Raw genomic sequence first — 19,348 nt, forward strand, 5'->3', positions numbered from 1 at the left:
GTCCGTTTTCAGAGCGATTGAGACAAGGGCCTGCGTGCCCGCCGTAACCCCCAAAGCGCGGGTTGCGGCTTTTGTGTTTGTCGTTTCCGATGCTTCTGAAGGCTACATCCCAACCGAGGTCGCCCGGCCAAACGGCACAGGCCTCCCCATCTAAGGCAAGAGATTAAATGCCCACGATTAACCAGCTTATCCGCAAGCCGCGCAAGCCGAACCCGAAGCGCAACAAGGTGCCGGCCCTGAAGGGCTCGCCCCAGCGTCGCGGCGTTTGCACGCGCGTTTACACCACGACCCCGAAGAAGCCGAACTCGGCTCTGCGTAAGGTCGCCAAGGTCCGTCTGACCTCCGGCATCGAATCGGTGTGCTACATCCCCGGCGTCGGCCACAACCTTCAGGAACACTCCGTGGTTCTGATCCGCGGCGGCCGCGTGAAGGACCTTCCGGGTGTCCGTTACCACATTCTGCGCGGCGTGCTCGACACGCAAGGCGTCAAGAACCGTAAGCAGCGCCGTTCGCACTACGGTGCGAAGCGTCCGAAGTAAGGATAGACTCATATGTCCCGTCGTCACCGCGCAGAGAAGCGTGAAGTTCTGCCCGATCCCAAGTTCGGGGATCTGGTTGTCACCAAGTTCATGAACTACGTCATGTACGAAGGTAAGAAGGCCGTCGCCGAAAACATCGTTTACGGTGCCTTCGACATCCTCGAAGCCAAGAAGAAGGACGCGACCGCGGTCGAGACCTTCCATGCGGCTCTCGACAACGTCGCCCCGTCGATCGAAGTGCGTTCGCGCCGCGTCGGCGGTGCCACCTATCAGGTGCCCGTCGAAGTCCGTCCGGACCGTCGCCGCGCCCTCGCCATCCGCTGGCTGGTCAACGCCGCGCGCAAGCGTGGTGAAAACACCATGACCGAAAAGCTGGCCGGCGAGCTGCTCGACGCCTCCAACAACCGCGGCACCGCGGTCAAGAAGCGCGAAGACACGCACAAGATGGCCGAAGCCAACCGCGCGTTCGCGCACTACCGCTGGTAATTCCTTGCGGGACAGGGCTGTCACGGTCCTGTCAAAAAAGGTCTATAAGGCGCGGGCGACTTTATTCATTAAGTCTCCCGCGCTTACGCATAGTGCCTACACACTTTTTTTAAATCCCCTTTTTGTCTGAGGCCCGTACAATGCCCCGCAGTCACAAAATCGAGGACTACCGTAACTTTGGTATCATGGCGCACATCGACGCCGGCAAGACCACGACCACGGAACGTATCCTCTACTATACCGGCAAGAGCCACAAGATCGGCGAAGTCCACGATGGCGCTGCCACCATGGACTGGATGGAGCAGGAGCAGGAGCGCGGCATCACCATCACGTCCGCCGCGACGACCGCCTTCTGGCAAGGCAAGCGCCTGAACATCATCGACACGCCGGGCCACGTGGACTTCACCATCGAAGTCGAGCGTTCGCTCCGCGTCCTCGACGGCGCTGTGGCCGTGCTCGACGGTAACGCCGGTGTTGAGCCGCAAACCGAAACCGTCTGGCGTCAGGCCGACAAGTACAACGTGCCGCGTATCGTCTTCGTCAACAAGATGGACAAGATCGGCGCCGACTTCGACAAGTCGGTCGAGTCGATCCGCGACCGTCTGGGTGCCAAGGCTGTGCCGATCCAGTTCCCGATCGGTGCCGAATCCTCGCTGAAGGGCCTTGTGGACGTCGTCCGCATGAAGGCCGTGGTGTGGGACAATGACGGTCTGGGCGCGTCGTACCACGACGAAGAGATCCCGGCGGATCTGGTCGAAAAGGCCAACGAAGCCCGTCAGTACCTCATCGACAACGCCGTCGAACTCGACGACGAGGCGATGGAAGCCTATCTCGAAGGCAATGAGCCGTCGGAAGAAACCCTGAAGAAGTGCATCCGTAAGGCGGTTCTGACCTCGGCCTTCTTCCCGATCCTCTGCGGTTCGGCGTTCAAGAACAAGGGCGTTCAGACGCTCCTCGACGCCGTTGTGGATTATCTGCCGTCGCCGGTCGATATCCCCGCGACCAAGGGCATCGACTACAAGACCGAAGAAGAAGTCACCCGCAAGGCCTCGGACGATGAACCCCTGTCGGTTCTGGCGTTCAAGATCATGGACGACCCCTTCGTCGGCTCGCTGACCTTCTGCCGTATCTATTCGGGCAAGCTCGAAGCCGGTATGGGCCTGCTGAACTCGACGCGCGACAAGCGTGAACGGGTTGGCCGCATGCTGCTCATGCACTCCAACAACCGTGAAGACATCAAGGAAGCCTTCGCGGGCGACATCGTCGCTCTGGCGGGCCTGAAGGATACCCGCACGGGCGACACGCTCTGCGATCCGCTGAAGTCGCCGGTCATCCTGGAGCGCATGGAGTTCCCGGCCCCGGTTATCGAAATCGCCGTCGAGCCCAAGTCGAAGGCCGACCAGGAAAAGCTGGGCGTCGCCCTGTCGAAGCTGGCCGCCGAAGACCCGTCCTTCACCGTTTCGACCGACCACGAGTCGGGCCAGACGATCCTGAAGGGCATGGGCGAACTGCACCTCGACATCAAGATCGACATCCTGAAGCGCACCTATAAGGTCGAAGCCAATATCGGCGCGCCGCAGGTGGCCTATCGCGAATCGATCACCCGCAAGGCGGAAATCGACTACACGCACAAGAAGCAAACCGGTGGTACCGGCCAGTTCGCCCGCGTCAAGCTGGTGTTCGAACCGGGCGAGCCGGGCACGGGCTTCGTGTTCGAGTCGGCCATCGTCGGCGGCGCGGTGCCGAAGGAATATATTCCGGGCGTCACCAAGGGCCTCGAATCGGCCAAGGAAAACGGTCTTCTGGCCGGCTTCCCGCTGATCGACTTCAAGGCCACCCTGATCGACGGCGCCTTCCACGACGTTGACTCGTCGGTCCTGGCCTTCGAAATCGCCTCTCGCGCCGCCTTCAAGGAACTGCGCGAAAAGGGCGGCCCGAAGCTGCTTGAGCCGATCATGAAGGTCGAAGTCGTGACTCCGGAAGAGTATCTGGGTTCGGTCATCGGCGACCTCAACGGTCGTCGCGGCATGATCCAGGGTCAGGACATGCGCGGTAACGCCATCGTCGTTGACGCCTTCGTTCCGCTGGCGAACATGTTCGGTTACGTGAATACCCTGCGTGGTATGTCGCAAGGCCGTGCGCAGTTCACCATGGTGTACGACCACTACGAGCCCGTGCCGCAGCACGTCGCCGACGAAGTGATCAAGAAGTACGCCTAAAAACCATTTGGCCCGTAGCAAAGACTATGCTACGGGCCTTCCCCACTGCGCCCCGAACCGGAAATCCGCAAGGATGACGACACGGATTTCCGGGGCGGAGTGCCCCCAGTTTCCAACCCCTAACCGAGTGAAGGCCCGCATATTTGCGGGGATTTGAAATGGCCAAGGAAAAATTTAACCGTACAAAGCCGCACTGCAACATCGGCACCATTGGTCACGTTGACCACGGCAAGACCACCCTGACCGCCGCGATCACGATGACGCTGGCCAAGTCGGGCGGCGCTACCGCCAAGAAGTACGAAGACATCGACGCCGCTCCGGAAGAAAAGGCCCGCGGCATCACCATCAACACCGCCCACGTTGAGTATGAGACGGAAAACCGTCACTACGCTCACGTTGACTGCCCGGGTCACGCCGACTACGTGAAGAACATGATCACCGGTGCCGCTCAGATGGACGGCGCTATCCTGGTCGTGTCGGCCGCTGACGGCCCGATGCCGCAAACCCGTGAACACATCCTGCTCGCCCGTCAGGTTGGCGTGCCGGCTCTGGTCGTGTTCATGAACAAGGTTGACCTGGTTGACGACGAAGAGCTGCTCGAGCTCGTCGAAATGGAAGTTCGTGAACTTCTGTCGTCCTACCAGTTCCCCGGCGACGATATCCCCATCACCAAGGGCTCGGCCAAGGCCGCGACCGATGGCGTGAACCCGGAAATCGGCGAAACCCAGATCCTCGCTCTGATGAAGACCGTGGACGAGTACATCCCGCAGCCGGCTCGCCCGGTTGACCAGCCGTTCCTGATGCCGGTCGAAGACGTGTTCTCGATCTCGGGCCGTGGTACGGTTGTGACCGGCCGCGTCGAGCGCGGTATCGTGAAGGTCGGTGAAGAAGTCGAAATCGTCGGCATCCGCCCGGTTCAGAAGACGACCTGCACGGGCGTCGAAATGTTCCGCAAGCTGCTCGATCAGGGTGAAGCCGGTGACAACGTCGGCGTTCTGCTGCGCGGCACGAAGCGTGAAGACGTTGAGCGCGGTCAGGTTCTCTGCAAGCCGGGCTCGATCACTCCGCACACCAAGTTCGTTGCCGAAGCCTACATCCTGACGAAGGAAGAAGGCGGCCGTCACACGCCGTTCTTCACCAACTATCGTCCGCAGTTCTACTTCCGCACGACCGACGTGACCGGCATCGTGACGCTGAAGGAAGGCGTTGAGATGATCATGCCGGGCGATAACGCCGAGCTGAACGTCGAACTGATCACCCCGATCGCCATGGAAGAGAAGCTCCGCTTCGCTATCCGTGAAGGTGGCCGCACCGTCGGCGCCGGTGTTGTGGCGAAGATCCTTGCTTAATCGCAAAGGTCTCGGACCCTGCTCTTAGTCGGGCAGGCCACACCGATCAGACTAAGGAAACCCCCTGAGGCAACTCAGGGGGTTTTTCGTTGTGTCCCAGCAAGCGTCCATTTCCGCAAGATCGGGAACGACGCCCCGCACAGAGCGTGGCACAGTGAGGCCTGATGTTTTCAGGGGAGCCTTATATGACCGCTCAATCTCAACTGACGCCGTCCGTTGACTATGCTCAGCGCATCGAACGGGTGCTAAAACACCTCGAAGCCACTGATTTCACAGAGGTCCCGGACCTTGATGAAATGGCAGGTATTGCGGCCCTGTCGCCCTTTCATTTTCACCGCATATACCGGCTCATGACCGGTGAGACGCCGGCGGAGACAATCCGGCGTATCCGTCTGGCACGGGCGACGGGCGCCCTTGAACACTCTATCGGGGAGGCGACACAGGCGGCGGGCTATGCCACTTCGCAAGCCTTTGCCCGTGCGCTGAAATCCGAAACCGGCCACACGGCCAGCGAGATACGTCAGTCCGAGTCCCTGCGCGAAGGCCTGAGCCATCAGTTGCGCCGCCCCGCGATTGCGCAATCTCCGCTGGCCGTCGAAATCGTCGAAGCCGAACCCCTGACGCTTACCGCTTTGCGCAACACCGGGGCCTATCCGCAACTGAACGCCGTCTATCAGCGTTTGTTCGATCTGGTTTTTTCACAGCTTCCCATCGAAGACCTTGGCGGCCTTTATGGCTATCAGCACGACGATCCGCGGTGTACGCCGCTGGAAGCCTGCCGTGCCGAAGTCGCCGTCGATGTCGGGGGCAAGGCGGAACTGATTGAAGACCTTTATCACATCGTTGTACCCGGCGGCCTCTATGCCCGCCTGCGTCATTACGGAGACTATGATGCGGTGCAGCCGACGATGGATGCGCTCTACCTCGCGGCTATAGACGCGGGCTATGCACTGGCTGACCAGCCGCTGCACCTGCATTTCCTCGATGATCCGGAAGAGGTGGCGACGGCGGATTTGCGCTGCGATCTGTACCTGCCACTTAATGTTAACCCTTCGGCTTAGGCCAATATCAACCTTATCACTGTACACCCGGTTGCATACACGCATTGGGGAGCCGTATGGCCAGACTGACACGCATCGAAAGCGTCGCGCCCGAAGCGCTTACGCCCGAAGATATCGCAGCCTGGGAAGGGTTTACCTCGCGGCGGCCCGATCTGATCGGGCCCTATTTCGACGTGCGCTACGTCATGGACATCGGCCAGAGCGTCCCGGATGCCCACATTGCGCGTCTTTATGATGAGCAGGGGCAGGTCGCTGGCTATTTGCCCTATCAGGTGCGCGGCCGCACGCTTCAGCCGCTGGGCGCCCCCCTGACCGACTATCACGGCGTCATTGCCGATACGGGCTTTGTGATGGACTACCCCCTGCTGCTGCGCAGTCTCAAGGCGAACCGGCTCGAATTCATGGGCTGGGTCGGGGAGATGACGGCGGACAATGTCCATGCCCGCACCATTGAGGCCATCACGCAGATTGCCGACCTGAGCGACGGCTATGACGCCTATCTGGCGCGCCAGAAGGCGCAGCATCACAAATTTTATAAAAATGTCGGCCGCTGCCAGCGCAATGTCGAAAAGGACTTCGGCGGCTTCGCCTTCAGCTTTGAACGCGTTACGCCCGATCTGCTGCAATGGGTCATCGACCAGAAGCGCCAGCAATATAGCCGTTCCGGGATGCACGACGTGTTCGGCTGCGGCTGGACGCTCAATCTTCTGAGCCAGCTCGCCAAACGTCAGGACGAGGGGTTCGGGCTGAGGGTAGGGGTGTTCCGCGATGTCAGCGGCCCTGAACCGGTGCTGGTGGCGGCGGAGATCTGCCTGATGCGCGACGCTTGCGTGCACTTCTGGTTTCCGGCCTATGCCGAAAGCTATTATCGCTACAGCCCCGGCATCCTCCTGTCATTGCGCATCATGCAGCACGTGGCAGAGATGGGCGTGACCCAGATTGATTTCGGCGCGGGTGGCGAATGCTACAAACACACCCTGACCTCTCCGGCGCGGGTCTGTCTGGAAGGGACGATCGAGTCGCGCACCAGCCTAATGACCGTGCTTGTCGATGCGGTGGTCGCCCTGTCGCCCTCTGCGCGTGAAAAGCTGGGGGGCATTCGCCTCAGCCTGCAACGTCGCCTGCGCACCATCCGCGCCTGTGAGACCGAGCCCAAGGGCAAACGTGACGCTTTTCAGGCGCTCTTGCGTCGCGGTATAAGCCGTCTGCGCAGTCCGGCACCCACCGCCAACGACGTAGCGGCTTAAACTCTCAAAGAATTATAGTTGCAGGGGTTGACGCGGGACGACTCCTTCGGCATATACGCCACCTCTGTTGGATCGGCCGTGAGGTTCACGCTTCATACGCGGTCCGCATATTACGAAATTAAGTCGGCGGCCTCGTCTTTATATATTAAGTGACGCTTCCAGACTTTCCGAATGGCCACGCAGCTCACGCTGCGCGGCTTTGTTTTTGCGGATAACGCGTCGGTCTCTGTTTATGGATCGAAGCTGGTCTTTGAAATGGTTCAACGGACGCGGGATACGCAACCCCTTAACTTGGAATAAGAGCGATATGGATCGTCAGAATATCCGCATCAGGCTCAAGGCCTTCGATCACCGCGTGCTGGACCATTCCACACGTGAAATCGTGAACACGGCCAAGCGCACCGGTGCTACCGTCCGGGGGCCGATCCCCCTGCCGACGCTGATTGAGCGCTTCACCGTGAACCGTTCGCCGCACGTCGATAAGAAGTCCCGTGAACAGTTCGAAATCCGCACGCACAAGCGCGTGCTGGACATCGTCGATCCCACCCCGCAGACCGTTGACGCGCTGATGAAGCTCGACCTGTCCGCCGGTGTGGACGTCGAGATCAAGATTTAAGGGGCCCGGTCATGAGAACAGGTCTCCTCGCCAAAAAGCTCGGCATGACGCGTTATTTCGACGCGCAAGGCCAGCACGTCCCCGTCACCGTCCTTTCGCTCGAAGGCTGCCAGGTTGTGGCCCAGCGCACCAAGGACAAGGACGGCTACACCGCCCTGCAACTGGGTGCCGGCACCCGCAAGGCCAAGAACGTTTCCAAGCCTGAGCGTGAACGCTTCGCCAAGGCTCAGGTTGAACCCAAGGCTATCCTGTCCGAGTTCCGCGTCTCCGAAGACGCCCTCGTCGAAGTTGGCGCCGAATTTTCGGCCGATCACTTCGTCGAGGGTCAGCGCGTTGACATTCAGGGCACGACCATCGGTAAGGGTTTTGCCGGTGCCATGAAGCGCTGGAACTTCGGCGGTATGCGCGCCACCCACGGTGTGTCGGTCTCGCACCGCGCCCACGGTTCGACGGGTAACCGTCAGGATCCGGGCCGCACCTTCCCCGGCAAGAAGATGGCCGGTCACTATGGTGTGGAAACCGTCACGACGCTCAACCTCGAAGTCGTTCGCATCGACGCCGAGCGCGGCCTGATCTTCATCCGTGGCGCTGTGCCCGGTGCGGAAGGCTCGTTCGTCAAGATCCGCGACGCCGTGAAGAAGTCGGCCCCGCAGGCTCTGCCGTTCCCGGCCGGCCTCAAGAAGGCGGCTGCCGCTCCGGCTCAAGCTGAGGAAGCGCCCGCTCAAGAAGAGGGTGCTGAATAATCATGAAACTCGACGTTATCACTCTCGACAACGGCACGGCCGGTTCGGTTGACGTCTCTGACGCCGTTTTCGGCCTCGAAGAGATCCGCAACGACATCCTGGCCCGCGTCGTCAACTGGCAACTGGCCAAGCGCCGCGCCGGTACGCACAAGGTTCAGACCCGCAACGAGAATTCTCGCACGGGTAAGAAGATGTACAAGCAGAAGGGCTCCGGCGGCGCCCGTCACGGTTCGCGCCGTGCGCCGCAATTCGTCGGCGGCTCGCGCGCCTTCGGTCCGGTTGTTCGCTCGCACGCCTTCGACCTGCAAAAGAAGGTCCGCGCCCTGGGTCTGCGTCACGCCCTGTCCTCGAAGGCCAAGGCCGGTGCGCTGATCGTCCTCGATCAGGCCACGCTCGACACGGCCAAGACCGCCGCGCTTCGTGCCAAGTTCGAAACGCTGGGCCTGAAGAACGCTCTCATCATCGCGGGCCCGGAAGTTGACACCAACTTCGCGCTTGCTTCGCGCAACATCCCGAACATCGACGTCCTGCCGTCGGCTGGTCTGAACGTTTACGACGTTCTGCGCCGCCAGACGCTGGTTCTGACGAAGTCGGCGGTGGAAGCGATCGAAGCCCGCTTCAAAGTGGAGGCCTAAGTTATGGCTGCTACTATCCGCAATTACGACGTCATCCTGGCGCCGCACATCACCGAAAAGGCGACCGTTCTGTCTGAACAGAACAAGGTGGTCTTCAAGGTGTCGCTCGACTCCTCGAAGGACGAGATCGCCTCGGCCGTTGAAGCTCTCTTCAACGTCAAGGTTGTCAAGGTGAACACGGTTGTCACGAAGGGCAAGACCAAGCGCTTCAAGGGCATCATGGGCCGTCGCAACGATGTCAAGAAGGCGATTGTCACCCTCGAAGAGGGCCAATCCATCGACATCACCACCGGTCTGTAAGGAGAGGATTGAACAATGGCTTTGAAGCAATTCAACCCCACCTCGCCCGGTCGTCGCGAACTGGTTCTCGTTGACCGTTCCGAGCTGCACAAGGGCCGTCCTGAGAAGGCTCTGGTCGAAGGTCTCACCAAGTCCGGCGGCCGTGGTGCCGGCGGTCGCGTGGCCGTCCGCTTCCGTGGCGGCGGCGCCAAGAAGCTCTATCGCATCATCGACTTCAAGCGTCGCAAGTTCGACGTGGCCGGTACGGTGGAGCGTCTGGAGTATGACCCGAACCGCACCGCCTTCATCGCGCTGATCAACTATGCCGACGGCGAAAAGGCCTACATCCTGGCCCCGCAACGCCTCAAGGCCGGTGACACCATCATCGCCTCGGAAAAGGTGGACGTGAAGCCGGGTAACGCCGCGCCGCTGCGTTCGCTGCCGGTCGGTACGATCATCCACAATGTCGAGCTGAAGCCCATGAAGGGTGGTCAGCTGGCCCGTTCGGCCGGGGCCTATGCCCAGCTCGTTGGCCGCGACGCCGGTTACGCCCAGATCCGTCTGGGTTCGGGTGAACTGCGCATGGTGCTCGACACCTGCATGGCCACCGTCGGTGCCGTGTCCAACCCGGACCACATGAACGAAAGCCTGGGTAAGGCTGGTCGCGCCCGTCATAAGGGCTGGCGTCCGCACGTTCGTGGTGTGGCCATGAACCCGATCGACCACCCGCACGGTGGTGGTGAAGGCCGCACCTCGGGCGGTCGTAACCCGGTCACCCCGTGGGGCAAGCCCACCAAGGGCCGCAAGACCCGTACCAACAAAGCGACGGATAAGTTCATCATCCGCTCGCGTCACCTCAAGAAGGCTCGCTAATCCATGGCTCGCTCCGTATGGAAAGGTCCCTTTGTCGATGGCCACCTTCTTAAGAAGGCGGAAGCGGCTCAGGCCGGCGGTCGCAAGGACGTCATCAAGACGTGGTCGCGCCGCTCTGTCATCATGCCCCAGTTTGTGGGGCTCACCTTTGGTGTTTATAACGGTCAGAAGCACGTGCCGGTGCTGGTGTCGGAAGACATGGTCGGCATGAAGCTCGGTGAATTTTCGCCTACGCGGAACTTCCCCGGTCACGCCGCTGACAAGAAGGCGAAGAGGAAGTAAGCCATGTCGCAAACGTCCAATCCTCGCCGCGTAAAGCCGACCGAAGCCCGCGCCAAGCTGGTCTCCATCCGCATCAGCCCTTACAAGCTGAATCTGGTGGCCCAGTCGATCCGCGGCCTGAAGGTCCAGCGCGCGCTCAACGAGCTTGAGTTCTCGCACAAGCGCATCGCCGGCGACGTTCGCAAGGCCCTGTATTCGGCGATCTCGAACGCTGAAAACAACCACAACCTCGACATCGACAACCTGTTTGTCGCCGAGGCCTATGTGGGCAAGAACATCGTCATGAAGCGCTTTGCGTCCCGCGCCCGCGGTCGCTCGTCGCGTATCCTGAAGCCCTTCTCGGAACTGACCATCGTCGTCCGTGAACTTGGTCAAGAGGCTGCCTAATGGGTCAGAAAGTCAATCCGATCGGTCTGCGCCTTGGCGTCAACCGTACCTGGGACTCGCGCTGGTTCGCCGCCCGTCAGGAATATGCGAAGCTGCTGCACCAGGACCTGAAGATCCGTAAGGAACTGAAGGAAAAGCTGAACGCCGCCGGCGTGTCGCGCATCATCATCGAGCGTCCGCACAAGAAGTGCCGCATCACCATCTATGCCGCCCGTCCGGGCGTGGTGATCGGCAAGAAGGGTGCCGACATTGACAAGCTGCGTAAGGACATCTCCGCCCTCACCGAAGGCGAAGTGTTCCTGAACCTGGTCGAAGTCCGCAAGCCGGAAGTCGATTCGCAACTGGTCGCCGAATCCATCGCTCAGCAGCTGGAGCGCCGCGTGGCCTTCCGCCGCGCCATGAAGCGTTCGATCCAGTCGGCCATGCGTCTGGGCGCCAAGGGCATCCGTATGAACCTGTCGGGTCGTCTCGGCGGGGCGGAAATCGCCCGTATGGAATGGTACCGTGAAGGTCGCGTGCCGCTGCACACCCTGCGTGCGGACATCGACTTCGGCTTTGCCGAAGCCCTGACCACCTACGGCATCATCGGCGTCAAGGTGTGGATCTTCAAGGGCGAAGTCCTTGAGCACGATCCGATGGCCCAGGACAAGCGCTGGTCGCAGGAAGCTTCGGGCCCGTCGTCGAACGAGCGTCCGGAGCGCGGCGAGCGTAACAACCGTGGCCCGCGCCGCGATCGCAACAATAAGGAGGCCTGATCGCTATGCTGCTTCCTAAGCGCACAAAATACCGTAAGGCCTTCAAGGGCCGCATCCACGGTAATGCCAAGGGCGGCTACACGCTGAACTTTGGTTCCTATGGTCTGAAGACGGTCGAGCCCGAGCGCCTGACCGCCCGTCAGATCGAAGCCGCCCGTCGGGCCATCACGCGTCAAATGAAGCGTCAGGGTCGCGTCTGGATCCGTATCTTCCCGGACCTGCCCGTGACGGGCAAGCCCGCCGAAGTCCGGATGGGTTCCGGTAAGGGTTCCGTGGATTACTGGGCGGCCCGCGTGGCCCCCGGCCGTATCCTGTTTGAAATCGACGGCGTCGCGGACGACATCGCCCGTGAAGCTCTGCGCCTCGGCGCGGCTAAGCTGCCGGTTCGTACCCGCGTCGTGACCCGTCTCGACGCCGGCATTGCGGCGGAGTAAGGACCATGACCAAGATTGCCGACCTGCGGGGCAAGACCCCCGATCAGCTTCAGGAAGAACTGCTGAACCTCAAGAAGGAACAGTTCAACCTTCGTTTCCAGAAGGCCACTGGCCAACTGGAGAAGACCCACCGTGTGAACGAAGTCCGCAAGGACATCGCGCGCATCAAGTCGCTTCTGACCACTCAGAAGTCTGCCTAAAGGAATAGACCATGCCCAAGCGCATTCTTGAAGGTCTGGTTGTTTCTGACAAGGGCAACAAGACCATCGTCGTGAAGGTCGAGCGTACCGTTCTGCACCCGGTTCTGAAGAAGCCGGTGCGCGTTTCGAAGCGCTACCACGCTCACGATGAGAACAACACCTACAAGGCTGGCGAAGTCGCTCGTATCATCGAGTGCGCGCCGAAGTCCAAGCTGAAGACCTGGGAAGTGCTTCCCAAGGACGCAGCCTAAGACATCAGAGGCCCGGAAGGTGATTTCAGCCTTCCGGGTTTCGGTCTTTTGACATTTGCGATCCGGTTCCGCCTGCCTTCGGGATTTTGCGGAATACCCTTCGCAGACGTTGAACCGGAGAAATGCTCACGGAACCTCCACCCCAAACGGGCGGAACGGCTTCGTTGAGCATTTTTCTGTTTGCTTATTCGGAGGAAATAGGGTTTAAGGCCCGCTTCCTCGGAATCCTTCGTGATTTTCGTGGGCGCAAGCCCGCGAAATTCTCTGAAAAAACGCAATCCGAAGCGAAGAACCGCTTCGAGCTTCGGATTGTCCGTACAGATGAACCCGGATCATAAAACGGACGGCTTGCCGGCCGGTTTCTGATCCGAACCATTCGAAAGTTTGAATTATGATTCAGATGCAAACTAATCTGGACGTTGCCGATAATTCGGGCGCGCGCCGGGTCATGTGCATCAAGGTGTTGGGCGGCTCCAAGCGCCGTTACGCCTCGGTGGGTGACCTGATCGTCGTCTCGGTTAAGGAAGCGATCCCCCGTGGCCGCGTGAAGAAGGGTGACGTTCTGCGCGCCATTGTCGTGCGCACCTCGAAAGACATCCAGCGCAAGGACGGGTCGGTGATCCGTTTCGACACCAACGCCGCTGTGATCGTGAACAAGTCGGGTGAGCCCATCGGCACCCGTATCTTCGGGCCGGTTCCGCGCGAGCTGCGCGCCAAGAACCACATGAAGATCATCTCGCTGGCGCCGGAGGTCCTCTAATGGCTGCGAAGGTTAAGAAGGGCGACAAGGTCGTCGTCCTGACGGGCAAGGACAAGGGCCGCACCGGCACCGTCCTGAAGGTTCTCCCGACCGAGAACCGCGTCGTCGTTCAGGGTATCAATATCGTTCAGCGCCACACGCGCGCTTCGCAAACGAACCCGCAAGGCGGCATCATCAACAAGGAAGCCTCGCTTCACCTTTCGAACGTCGCCGTGGCTGACGCCAACGGCAAGCCGACCCGCGTCGGTTTCCGCGTCGAAGGCGACAAGAAGGTGCGCTTCGCCAAGAGCACCGGTGAGGTCATCAATGGCTGATCAAGCTTATACCCCGCGCCTCAAGGCCGTCTATCAGGACAAGATCCGCGCGGCGCTGAAGGAAGAGTTCGGCTACACCAACGAAATGCAGGTCCCCAAGCTCGACAAGATCGTCGTGAACATGGGTATCGGCGAAGCCGTTGCCGACTCCAAGAAGGTCAAGGCCGCGATCGCGGACCTGGCGGCTATCACCGGTCAGAAGCCGGCTGAAACCAAGGCCCGTAAGTCTATCGCCGGCTTCAAGCTGCGCGAAGGCATGGTGATCGGCGCCAAGGTGACGCTGCGCAAGCACCGTATGTATGAATTCCTGGACCGCCTGATCACGATCGCGCTGCCGCGCGTGAAGGACTTCCGCGGCCTGAACGGTAACTCCTTCGACGGTCGTGGCAACTACGCCATGGGCCTGAAGGAACACATCGTGTTCCCGGAAATCAACTACGATCAGATTGACCAGATGTGGGGCATGGACATTGTTGTCTGCACCACGGCGAAGAGCGACAAGGAAGCCAAGGCTCTCCTGAAGCACTTCCAGTTCCCGTTCATTTCGTAAGGGGAAAGGTACAGAACAATGGCTAAGAAATCGGCTGTAAACCGTAACGAGATGGTCAAGAAGCTCGTTGACAAATACGCTGCCAAGCGCGCTGCGCTGAAGGCGGCGGCTGTTGACGAATCCCTTCCCCTGGAAGAGCGCTTCGAAGCTCGTCTTGCCCTCGCCAAGCTGCCCCGCAACTCGGCACCCACCCGCATCCGCAACCGCTGCGAAGTCACCGGACGTCCGCGCGCCTTCTATCGCAAGCTCAAGATGAGCCGCGTCAGCCTGCGCAAGCTGGCCAATGAAGGCCAGATCCCCGGCATGACCAAGGCCAGCTGGTAAGGGAAGATCACACACATGTTCATCTCTGATCCCCTGAGCGATATGATCGCCCGCATCAAGAACGCCGCCCAGCGCCAGCGTTCGAAGGTGCTCACCCCCGCGTCCAAGCTGCGCGCCCGCGTGCTCGACGTCCTCAAGGACGAAGGCTATATCCGCGGTTACGAGCTGCTCGAAGTGCCGGGTGAATTCCCGCAGTTCGAAATCGAACTGAAGTACTTCGACGGTCAGCCTGTCATCGCGGAAATCGCCCGCGTGTCCAAGCCCGGTCGTCGCGTCTATTCGTCGATCAAAGATCTGAAGCCGATCAAAAACGGCCTCGGTATCGCGATCCTGTCCACGCCCAAGGGCGTCCTGTCTGACACCGCTGCCCGCGAACTGAACGTTGGTGGCGAAGTCCTCTGCCGCGTCTACTAAGACCGGCGGGACTTACTTAAGACCATAGGAACACATAATGTCTCGTATTGGGAAAAAGGCCATTGCAGTACCGAAGGGCGTGACCATCACGCTCGACGGTCAGGCCATCACGGTTAAGGGGCCCAAGGGCCAGCTCAACTGGACCGTGGTTGAAGAAATCGAAGTCACGCACGAAGCCGACAACCTGTCGGTTGCGCCGCGTGGTGAAACCGCTCGCCACCGTGCGATGTGGGGTCTGTCGCGCACGCTCATCGCCAACATGGTGAAGGGCGTGACCGAGGGCTTCGAGTCGAACCTTGAACTGGTCGGCGTCGGTTACCGCGCTGCCATGAAGGGCAACAACCTCGAACTGTCGCTCGGCTTCTCGCACCCGGTCGAAGTGGCTCCGCCTGCCGGCGTCACCTTCGTCGTGCCGAAGCAGACCGAAATCAAGATCCAGGGCATCGACAAGCAGGTCGTCGGCGAACTCGCCGCCAAGATCCGCAAGATTCGTCCGCCTGAGCCGTACAAGGCCAAGGGTGTCCGTTACGCCGGCGAGAAGGTTCGCCGCAAGGAAGGGAAGAAGAAGTAAGCCATGGCTCTCTCTCCTCGTGAACAAATGGCTCGTCGGGCGCAACGCAACCGCACCCGCCTCAAGAGCCTCTCCAACGGCCGCCCGCGTCTGTCGGTCTTCCGTTCGGACAAGAACATCTACGCTCAGGTCATCGACGATTCGAAGGGCGTTACGGTTGCGGCCGCTTCGTCGCTCGAAACGGCTGCCAAGCGTGGGTCGAACGCCGCTTCCGCCACCGAAGTGGGCAAGCTGGTCGCCCAGCGCGCCATCGAAGCCGGTATCAAGGACGTTGTCTTTGACCGTGGCGGTTACATCTATCACGGCCGGGTGAAGGCGTTGGCAGATGCCGCGCGCGAAGCCGGTCTCAACTTCTAAGGGGTACGTTCAATGGCTCGTCCCAGCGAAAACCGCAACGATCGTCGCGAACGCACCGAAGAACCTTCGGAGTTTGTCGAAAAGCTCGTTCACATCAACCGCGTCGCCGCCACCGTGAAGGGTGGCCGTCGCTTCAGCTTCGCTGCTCTGATGGTCGTTGGTGACCAGAAGGGCCGCGTCGGCTTCGGTCATGGCAAGGCGCGCGAAGTGCCGGAAGCCATCCGTAAGGCGACCGAAGAAGCCAAGAAGTCGATGGTTCGCATTCCGCTGCGCGAATCCCGCACCCTGCACCACGACGGTTACGGCCGTTGGGGCGCCGGCAAGATCCAGCTCCGCGCGGCCCCTCCGGGCACCGGCGTGATCGCGGGTGGTCCGATGCGTGCCGTGCTCGAAACCCTGGGCGTCTCTGACGTCGTGGGCAAGTCGCTCGGTTCGTCGAACCCTTACAACATGGTGCGCGCCACCTTTGAAGCTCTGAAGGTGCAGTCTTCGCCCCGTCAGATCGCCGCCAAGCGCGGTAAGAAGGTCGGCGACATCCTGACGCGTCGCAACGATGGCGCTTCGTCGCCTGAATCGATCGAGGGCTAATCATCATGGCTCAAGTCACTGTCAAGCAAACCGGCAGCCCCATCCGCCGCACCAAGGACCAGCGCGCTACGCTCGCCGGTCTCGGTCTCAACAAGATGGGCCGTGTCTCGACTCTGGAGGATACCCCTTCGGTGCGCGGCATGATCGCCAAGGTCGCTCACCTCATCGAAATCGTTGAGTAAGCGGCTCTGCCGAGATTAAAATAAAGACGCCCCGGCCTTCGTGTCGGGGCGTTTTGCTATTTATGAGAGCCGTATTTCTTAACGGTTTCCGTTTTTCCAGCCGAGTTGGCCTCCGTGCCAGCGCATCTTATCAAGAAAGGCATCCCAGATGACCAAGCTGAATGAAATCCGTGACAATGAAGGCGCCGCCAAGGGCCGTATGCGCGTTGGCCGTGGCCCCGGTTCGGGCAAGGGCAAGACGTCCGGTCGCGGTGTAAAGGGTCAGAAGTCGCGTACCGGCGTGTCGCTGCTGGGCTTCGAAGGCGGTCAGATGCCGCTGTACATGCGTATGCCGAAGCGTGGCTTCAACAAGCGCAACCGCGCTGAATACGCCGAAGTCAACCTGTGGCGTCTGCAACAGGCTGTGGACGCGGGCAAGCTCGACGCCGCCGCCACCATCGACGCTGCCGCTCTGAAGGCCGCCGGTGTCATCCGTCGTGAACTCGACGGCGTGCGCCTGCTTGGCGAGGGCGAACTGACGGCCAAGCTGAGCCTGTCGGTCTATTCGGCCACCGCTTCGGCGGTCAAGGCGGTCGAAGCCGCGGGCGGTTCGGTCGCTCAGGCGCGTCCGGCCAAGACCGAAGCCTAAGTCAAAAATGTCACGCACCCTGATCTTTCGGGATCAGGGTGCGGCATTTTCGGTTTCGCTTCCCCATATGCGACCAAAGCCGGAGGTCACTCGCTTTGACAACGGCTTGCGGGGCCCGTAAGGGTGGTACAGACAGGACGGAATCATCGGTTTCGTCCGCGACTTGAGGTTTTCATGGCATCTGCGGCTGAACAATTAGCGGCCAATCTGAACTTCAGCGCCTTTGCCAAGGCGACGGAGCTTCATAAGCGTCTTCTCTTCACTCTGGGCGCGCTGATCGTCTATCGTCTGGGGACCTATATCCCCATTCCGGGTATTGATCTGGCGGCGTTCGAGCGGGCCTTTTCGGGTCAGTCCCAGGGCATTCTGGGCATGTTCAACATGTTCTCCGGCGGTGCCGTTGAGCGCATGGCGATTTTCGCCCTGAACATCATGCCGTATATTTCGGCGTCGATCATCGTTCAGCTGATGGGTTCGGTCTATGCGCCGTGGGAAAAGCTGCGCAAGGAAGGCGGCGAAGCCGGCCGCAAGCAACTTAACCAGTATACCCGTTATCTGACGCTCATTCTGGCGCTGGTCCAGTCCTTCTCCATCGCTGCGGGTATGCAGGCGTCGGGTCTGGCGCTCGATCCGGGGCCGATGTTCCTCATTTCTTCGGTCGTCACCCTGACGGGCGGCACCATGTTCCTGATGTGGCTGGGTGAGCAGATCACGGCGCGCGGCGTCGGTAACGGCACCTCGCTGATCATCTTTGCCGGTATCGTCGCGGTTTTGCCGCGCACCATCGCTAACCTGCTGGCTCTGGCCAAGGAAGGGCAGATTAATGCCGGCGTCCTTCTGCTGATTGTGCTGGTTCTGGTCGCGGCCATCGTCTTTATCGTCTTCATGGAACGCTCGCAGCGTCGTCTGCTTGTGCAGTATCCGAAGCGTCAGGTCGGCAACCGCGTCATGGGCGGCGAATCGTCCTTCATGCCGCTGAAGGTCAACACCGCGGGCGTTATCCCGCCGATCTTTGCCTCGTCGCTGCTGCTGATGCCGACCACGGCCGCGGCCTTCCTTGCGCAGGACCCGTCCAAGGTGCCGGAATGGCTGTCGTGGCTGCCGGGCGTGACGGCTCAACTGACGCACGGTCAGCCGGTGTTTATGGCGCTCTATGCCGCCATGATCATCTTCTTCTGCTTCCTCTACACCTCGCTGGTCTTCAATCCGGACGAAACGGCGGAAAACCTGCGCAAGTATGGCGGCTTCCTGCCGGGCATCCGTCCGGGCAAGCGCACGGCGGAATATCTCGACTTCGTGCTGACCCGCATTACGGTCATCGGCGCGGCCTATATCACCATCGTCTGTCTGCTGCCGGAATTCCTGATCTCGAACCTGGGCAACAGCTTCTATTTTGGCGGTACCTCGATCCTGATCGTCGTGACCGTGACCATGGATACGGTGGCTCAGATTCAATCGCATCTGCTGGCGCACCAGTATGATGGCCTGATCAAGAAATCAAAAATGCGGGGAGCGCGCGGCAGATGAACCTGATTCTTTTCGGACCTCCGGCAGCGGGCAAAGGCACGCAGGCCAAGCGTCTGGTTGTGGCGCACAATATGGTGCAGCTTTCGACCGGTGACATGCTTCGCGCCGCCATCGCGTCGGGTTCCGAGCTGGGCCAGAAGGTCAAGTCGATCATCGACACGGGCGGGCTGGTGTCCGACGATATCGTGATCGACCTGATCAAGACCAATCTGCCGGCGGCCGAAGCGGCGGGCGGCGCTATCTTTGATGGTTTCCCGCGCACCGTGGCTCAGGCCGAGGCGCTCGACGCCATGCTGGCCGAACGCGATGCGACTATCGACATCGTCGTCCGCCTCAAGGTCGATGACGACGCTTTGATTGGGCGTATCGAAAAGCGTTTTGCCGAGCAGGGGCGTTCGGATGACAACCCGGAAACTTACAAGTTTCGCCTTGGGAAGTACAATTCCGAGACCGCGCCTCTGCTGCCCTATTACGCCGCGCAGGGCAAGCTGGTCGAGGTCGATGGCATGGGATCGGTCGAAGAGGTTTCGGCCCGTATCGAAGCCGCGCTGTCAGAGCATGTAAATTAACTGAGATTCGGAAACCTCGGTTTCCAATGCCTTCACCCCAAAACAGGGGCGGGGGCAGCCCTCCGGCTCCGGCTGGAACCCAACCCTACCGTCTTTTTGGGGCTTGCAACGGCTTTCACCTCCCGTTAACGGCTTCGGACAACGGAACTCACCGGGACATTGTCAGATTCAGTTTGAATCTTGACAATATCTCAATCCTACCCATTGA

Annotated in this window: 29 protein-coding genes; all 29 read left to right on the forward strand. The window is 60.5% G+C overall.

Annotation, left to right across the window (positions count from 1 at the left end; translation table 11 throughout):
- The first annotated feature begins 167 nt into the window (after nucleotides 1–167).
- Nucleotides 168–539, forward strand: coding sequence for a 30S ribosomal protein S12 (rpsL, locus tag ACK8OE_RS08680; protein ID WP_013478452.1), 372 nt, complete (start codon nucleotides 168–170; stop codon nucleotides 537–539).
- Nucleotides 540–551: 12 nt separating this feature from the next.
- The gene (gene rpsG, locus ACK8OE_RS08685) at nucleotides 552–1,025 is read left to right on the forward strand and encodes a 30S ribosomal protein S7 (RefSeq protein WP_013478453.1); all 474 of its coding nucleotides are present in this window, start codon (nucleotides 552–554) and stop codon (nucleotides 1,023–1,025) included.
- 140 nt (nucleotides 1,026–1,165) lie between these two features.
- Entirely contained in the window at nucleotides 1,166–3,244 is a 2,079-nt protein-coding gene (gene fusA / locus ACK8OE_RS08690) for an elongation factor G (RefSeq protein ID WP_272740530.1), read from the forward strand.
- A gap of 158 nt (nucleotides 3,245–3,402) precedes the next feature.
- The gene (tuf, locus tag ACK8OE_RS08695; RefSeq protein ID WP_013478455.1) at nucleotides 3,403–4,593 is read left to right on the forward strand and encodes an elongation factor Tu; all 1,191 of its coding nucleotides are present in this window, start codon (nucleotides 3,403–3,405) and stop codon (nucleotides 4,591–4,593) included.
- A 185-nt stretch (nucleotides 4,594–4,778) separates the two neighbouring features.
- Nucleotides 4,779–5,654 (forward strand): GyrI-like domain-containing protein, encoded by an 876-nt coding sequence (locus tag ACK8OE_RS08700; RefSeq protein ID WP_410272224.1) that lies wholly within the window; start codon nucleotides 4,779–4,781, stop codon nucleotides 5,652–5,654.
- Nucleotides 5,655–5,710: 56 nt separating this feature from the next.
- Nucleotides 5,711–6,901, forward strand: coding sequence for a GNAT family N-acetyltransferase (locus ACK8OE_RS08705; protein ID WP_410272225.1), 1,191 nt, complete (start codon nucleotides 5,711–5,713; stop codon nucleotides 6,899–6,901).
- Between the two features lie 307 nt (nucleotides 6,902–7,208).
- Nucleotides 7,209–7,517: a 30S ribosomal protein S10 gene (gene rpsJ, locus ACK8OE_RS08710; protein ID WP_006273890.1), complete on the forward strand. Its 309-nt coding sequence runs from the start codon at nucleotides 7,209–7,211 to the stop codon at nucleotides 7,515–7,517.
- Nucleotides 7,518–7,528: 11 nt separating this feature from the next.
- The gene (gene rplC, locus ACK8OE_RS08715) at nucleotides 7,529–8,260 is read left to right on the forward strand and encodes a 50S ribosomal protein L3 (RefSeq protein WP_013478458.1); all 732 of its coding nucleotides are present in this window, start codon (nucleotides 7,529–7,531) and stop codon (nucleotides 8,258–8,260) included.
- Between the two features lie 2 nt (nucleotides 8,261–8,262).
- A complete protein-coding gene (gene rplD, locus ACK8OE_RS08720) occupies nucleotides 8,263–8,895 on the forward strand; it encodes a 50S ribosomal protein L4 (RefSeq protein ID WP_126420982.1) in 633 nt (210 codons plus the stop codon).
- Nucleotides 8,896–8,898: 3 nt separating this feature from the next.
- Nucleotides 8,899–9,195: a 50S ribosomal protein L23 gene (locus tag ACK8OE_RS08725; RefSeq protein WP_107874122.1), complete on the forward strand. Its 297-nt coding sequence runs from the start codon at nucleotides 8,899–8,901 to the stop codon at nucleotides 9,193–9,195.
- A gap of 15 nt (nucleotides 9,196–9,210) precedes the next feature.
- Nucleotides 9,211–10,047 (forward strand): 50S ribosomal protein L2, encoded by an 837-nt coding sequence (rplB, locus tag ACK8OE_RS08730; RefSeq protein WP_013478461.1) that lies wholly within the window; start codon nucleotides 9,211–9,213, stop codon nucleotides 10,045–10,047.
- 3 nt (nucleotides 10,048–10,050) lie between these two features.
- Nucleotides 10,051–10,329, forward strand: coding sequence for a 30S ribosomal protein S19 (gene rpsS, locus ACK8OE_RS08735; protein WP_013478462.1), 279 nt, complete (start codon nucleotides 10,051–10,053; stop codon nucleotides 10,327–10,329).
- Between the two features lie 3 nt (nucleotides 10,330–10,332).
- Complete coding sequence (gene rplV, locus ACK8OE_RS08740; RefSeq protein ID WP_013478463.1) at nucleotides 10,333–10,716, forward strand: 50S ribosomal protein L22; 384 nt, start codon at nucleotides 10,333–10,335, stop codon at nucleotides 10,714–10,716.
- Nucleotides 10,716–11,471: a 30S ribosomal protein S3 gene (rpsC, locus tag ACK8OE_RS08745; RefSeq protein WP_013478464.1), complete on the forward strand. Its 756-nt coding sequence runs from the start codon at nucleotides 10,716–10,718 to the stop codon at nucleotides 11,469–11,471. Before rplV ends, rpsC begins: the two co-directional genes overlap by 1 nt.
- 5 nt (nucleotides 11,472–11,476) lie before the next feature.
- The gene (rplP, locus tag ACK8OE_RS08750; protein WP_013478465.1) at nucleotides 11,477–11,905 is read left to right on the forward strand and encodes a 50S ribosomal protein L16; all 429 of its coding nucleotides are present in this window, start codon (nucleotides 11,477–11,479) and stop codon (nucleotides 11,903–11,905) included.
- A gap of 5 nt (nucleotides 11,906–11,910) precedes the next feature.
- Nucleotides 11,911–12,105, forward strand: coding sequence for a 50S ribosomal protein L29 (gene rpmC / locus ACK8OE_RS08755; RefSeq protein WP_013478466.1), 195 nt, complete (start codon nucleotides 11,911–11,913; stop codon nucleotides 12,103–12,105).
- 11 nt (nucleotides 12,106–12,116) lie between these two features.
- Nucleotides 12,117–12,356: a 30S ribosomal protein S17 gene (gene rpsQ / locus ACK8OE_RS08760; protein WP_013478467.1), complete on the forward strand. Its 240-nt coding sequence runs from the start codon at nucleotides 12,117–12,119 to the stop codon at nucleotides 12,354–12,356.
- A gap of 391 nt (nucleotides 12,357–12,747) precedes the next feature.
- The gene (gene rplN / locus ACK8OE_RS08765; protein ID WP_013478468.1) at nucleotides 12,748–13,116 is read left to right on the forward strand and encodes a 50S ribosomal protein L14; all 369 of its coding nucleotides are present in this window, start codon (nucleotides 12,748–12,750) and stop codon (nucleotides 13,114–13,116) included.
- Nucleotides 13,116–13,430, forward strand: coding sequence for a 50S ribosomal protein L24 (gene rplX, locus ACK8OE_RS08770; protein ID WP_126420980.1), 315 nt, complete (start codon nucleotides 13,116–13,118; stop codon nucleotides 13,428–13,430). The genes rplN and rplX overlap by 1 nt, the downstream gene beginning before the upstream one ends.
- Nucleotides 13,423–13,980: a 50S ribosomal protein L5 gene (rplE, locus tag ACK8OE_RS08775; RefSeq protein ID WP_126420978.1), complete on the forward strand. Its 558-nt coding sequence runs from the start codon at nucleotides 13,423–13,425 to the stop codon at nucleotides 13,978–13,980. Before rplX ends, rplE begins: the two co-directional genes overlap by 8 nt.
- A gap of 18 nt (nucleotides 13,981–13,998) precedes the next feature.
- Complete coding sequence (gene rpsN / locus ACK8OE_RS08780; RefSeq protein ID WP_013478471.1) at nucleotides 13,999–14,304, forward strand: 30S ribosomal protein S14; 306 nt, start codon at nucleotides 13,999–14,001, stop codon at nucleotides 14,302–14,304.
- 15 nt (nucleotides 14,305–14,319) lie between these two features.
- On the forward strand, nucleotides 14,320–14,718 hold the full coding sequence (rpsH, locus tag ACK8OE_RS08785; protein WP_126420976.1) for a 30S ribosomal protein S8: 399 nt from the start codon (nucleotides 14,320–14,322) through the stop codon (nucleotides 14,716–14,718).
- Between the two features lie 37 nt (nucleotides 14,719–14,755).
- The gene (gene rplF / locus ACK8OE_RS08790) at nucleotides 14,756–15,289 is read left to right on the forward strand and encodes a 50S ribosomal protein L6 (protein WP_013478473.1); all 534 of its coding nucleotides are present in this window, start codon (nucleotides 14,756–14,758) and stop codon (nucleotides 15,287–15,289) included.
- A 3-nt stretch (nucleotides 15,290–15,292) separates the two neighbouring features.
- Nucleotides 15,293–15,646, forward strand: a complete 354-nt coding sequence (gene rplR, locus ACK8OE_RS08795; RefSeq protein ID WP_013478474.1) for a 50S ribosomal protein L18 — start codon at nucleotides 15,293–15,295, stop codon at nucleotides 15,644–15,646.
- A gap of 12 nt (nucleotides 15,647–15,658) precedes the next feature.
- A complete protein-coding gene (gene rpsE / locus ACK8OE_RS08800; RefSeq protein WP_013478475.1) occupies nucleotides 15,659–16,234 on the forward strand; it encodes a 30S ribosomal protein S5 in 576 nt (191 codons plus the stop codon).
- 5 nt (nucleotides 16,235–16,239) lie between these two features.
- Nucleotides 16,240–16,416: a 50S ribosomal protein L30 gene (gene rpmD / locus ACK8OE_RS08805; RefSeq protein WP_013478476.1), complete on the forward strand. Its 177-nt coding sequence runs from the start codon at nucleotides 16,240–16,242 to the stop codon at nucleotides 16,414–16,416.
- 148 nt (nucleotides 16,417–16,564) lie between these two features.
- On the forward strand, nucleotides 16,565–17,044 hold the full coding sequence (gene rplO, locus ACK8OE_RS08810) for a 50S ribosomal protein L15 (RefSeq protein ID WP_410272226.1): 480 nt from the start codon (nucleotides 16,565–16,567) through the stop codon (nucleotides 17,042–17,044).
- 174 nt (nucleotides 17,045–17,218) lie between these two features.
- Nucleotides 17,219–18,571, forward strand: a complete 1,353-nt coding sequence (secY, locus tag ACK8OE_RS08815) for a preprotein translocase subunit SecY (protein ID WP_126420972.1) — start codon at nucleotides 17,219–17,221, stop codon at nucleotides 18,569–18,571.
- Nucleotides 18,568–19,140: an adenylate kinase gene (locus ACK8OE_RS08820; protein WP_410272227.1), complete on the forward strand. Its 573-nt coding sequence runs from the start codon at nucleotides 18,568–18,570 to the stop codon at nucleotides 19,138–19,140. Before secY ends, ACK8OE_RS08820 begins: the two co-directional genes overlap by 4 nt.
- Nucleotides 19,141–19,348 lie beyond the last annotated feature (208 nt).

It is taken from the genome of Asticcacaulis sp. W401b (assembly GCF_046503825.1).
GTDB lineage: Bacteria > Pseudomonadota > Alphaproteobacteria > Caulobacterales > Caulobacteraceae > Asticcacaulis.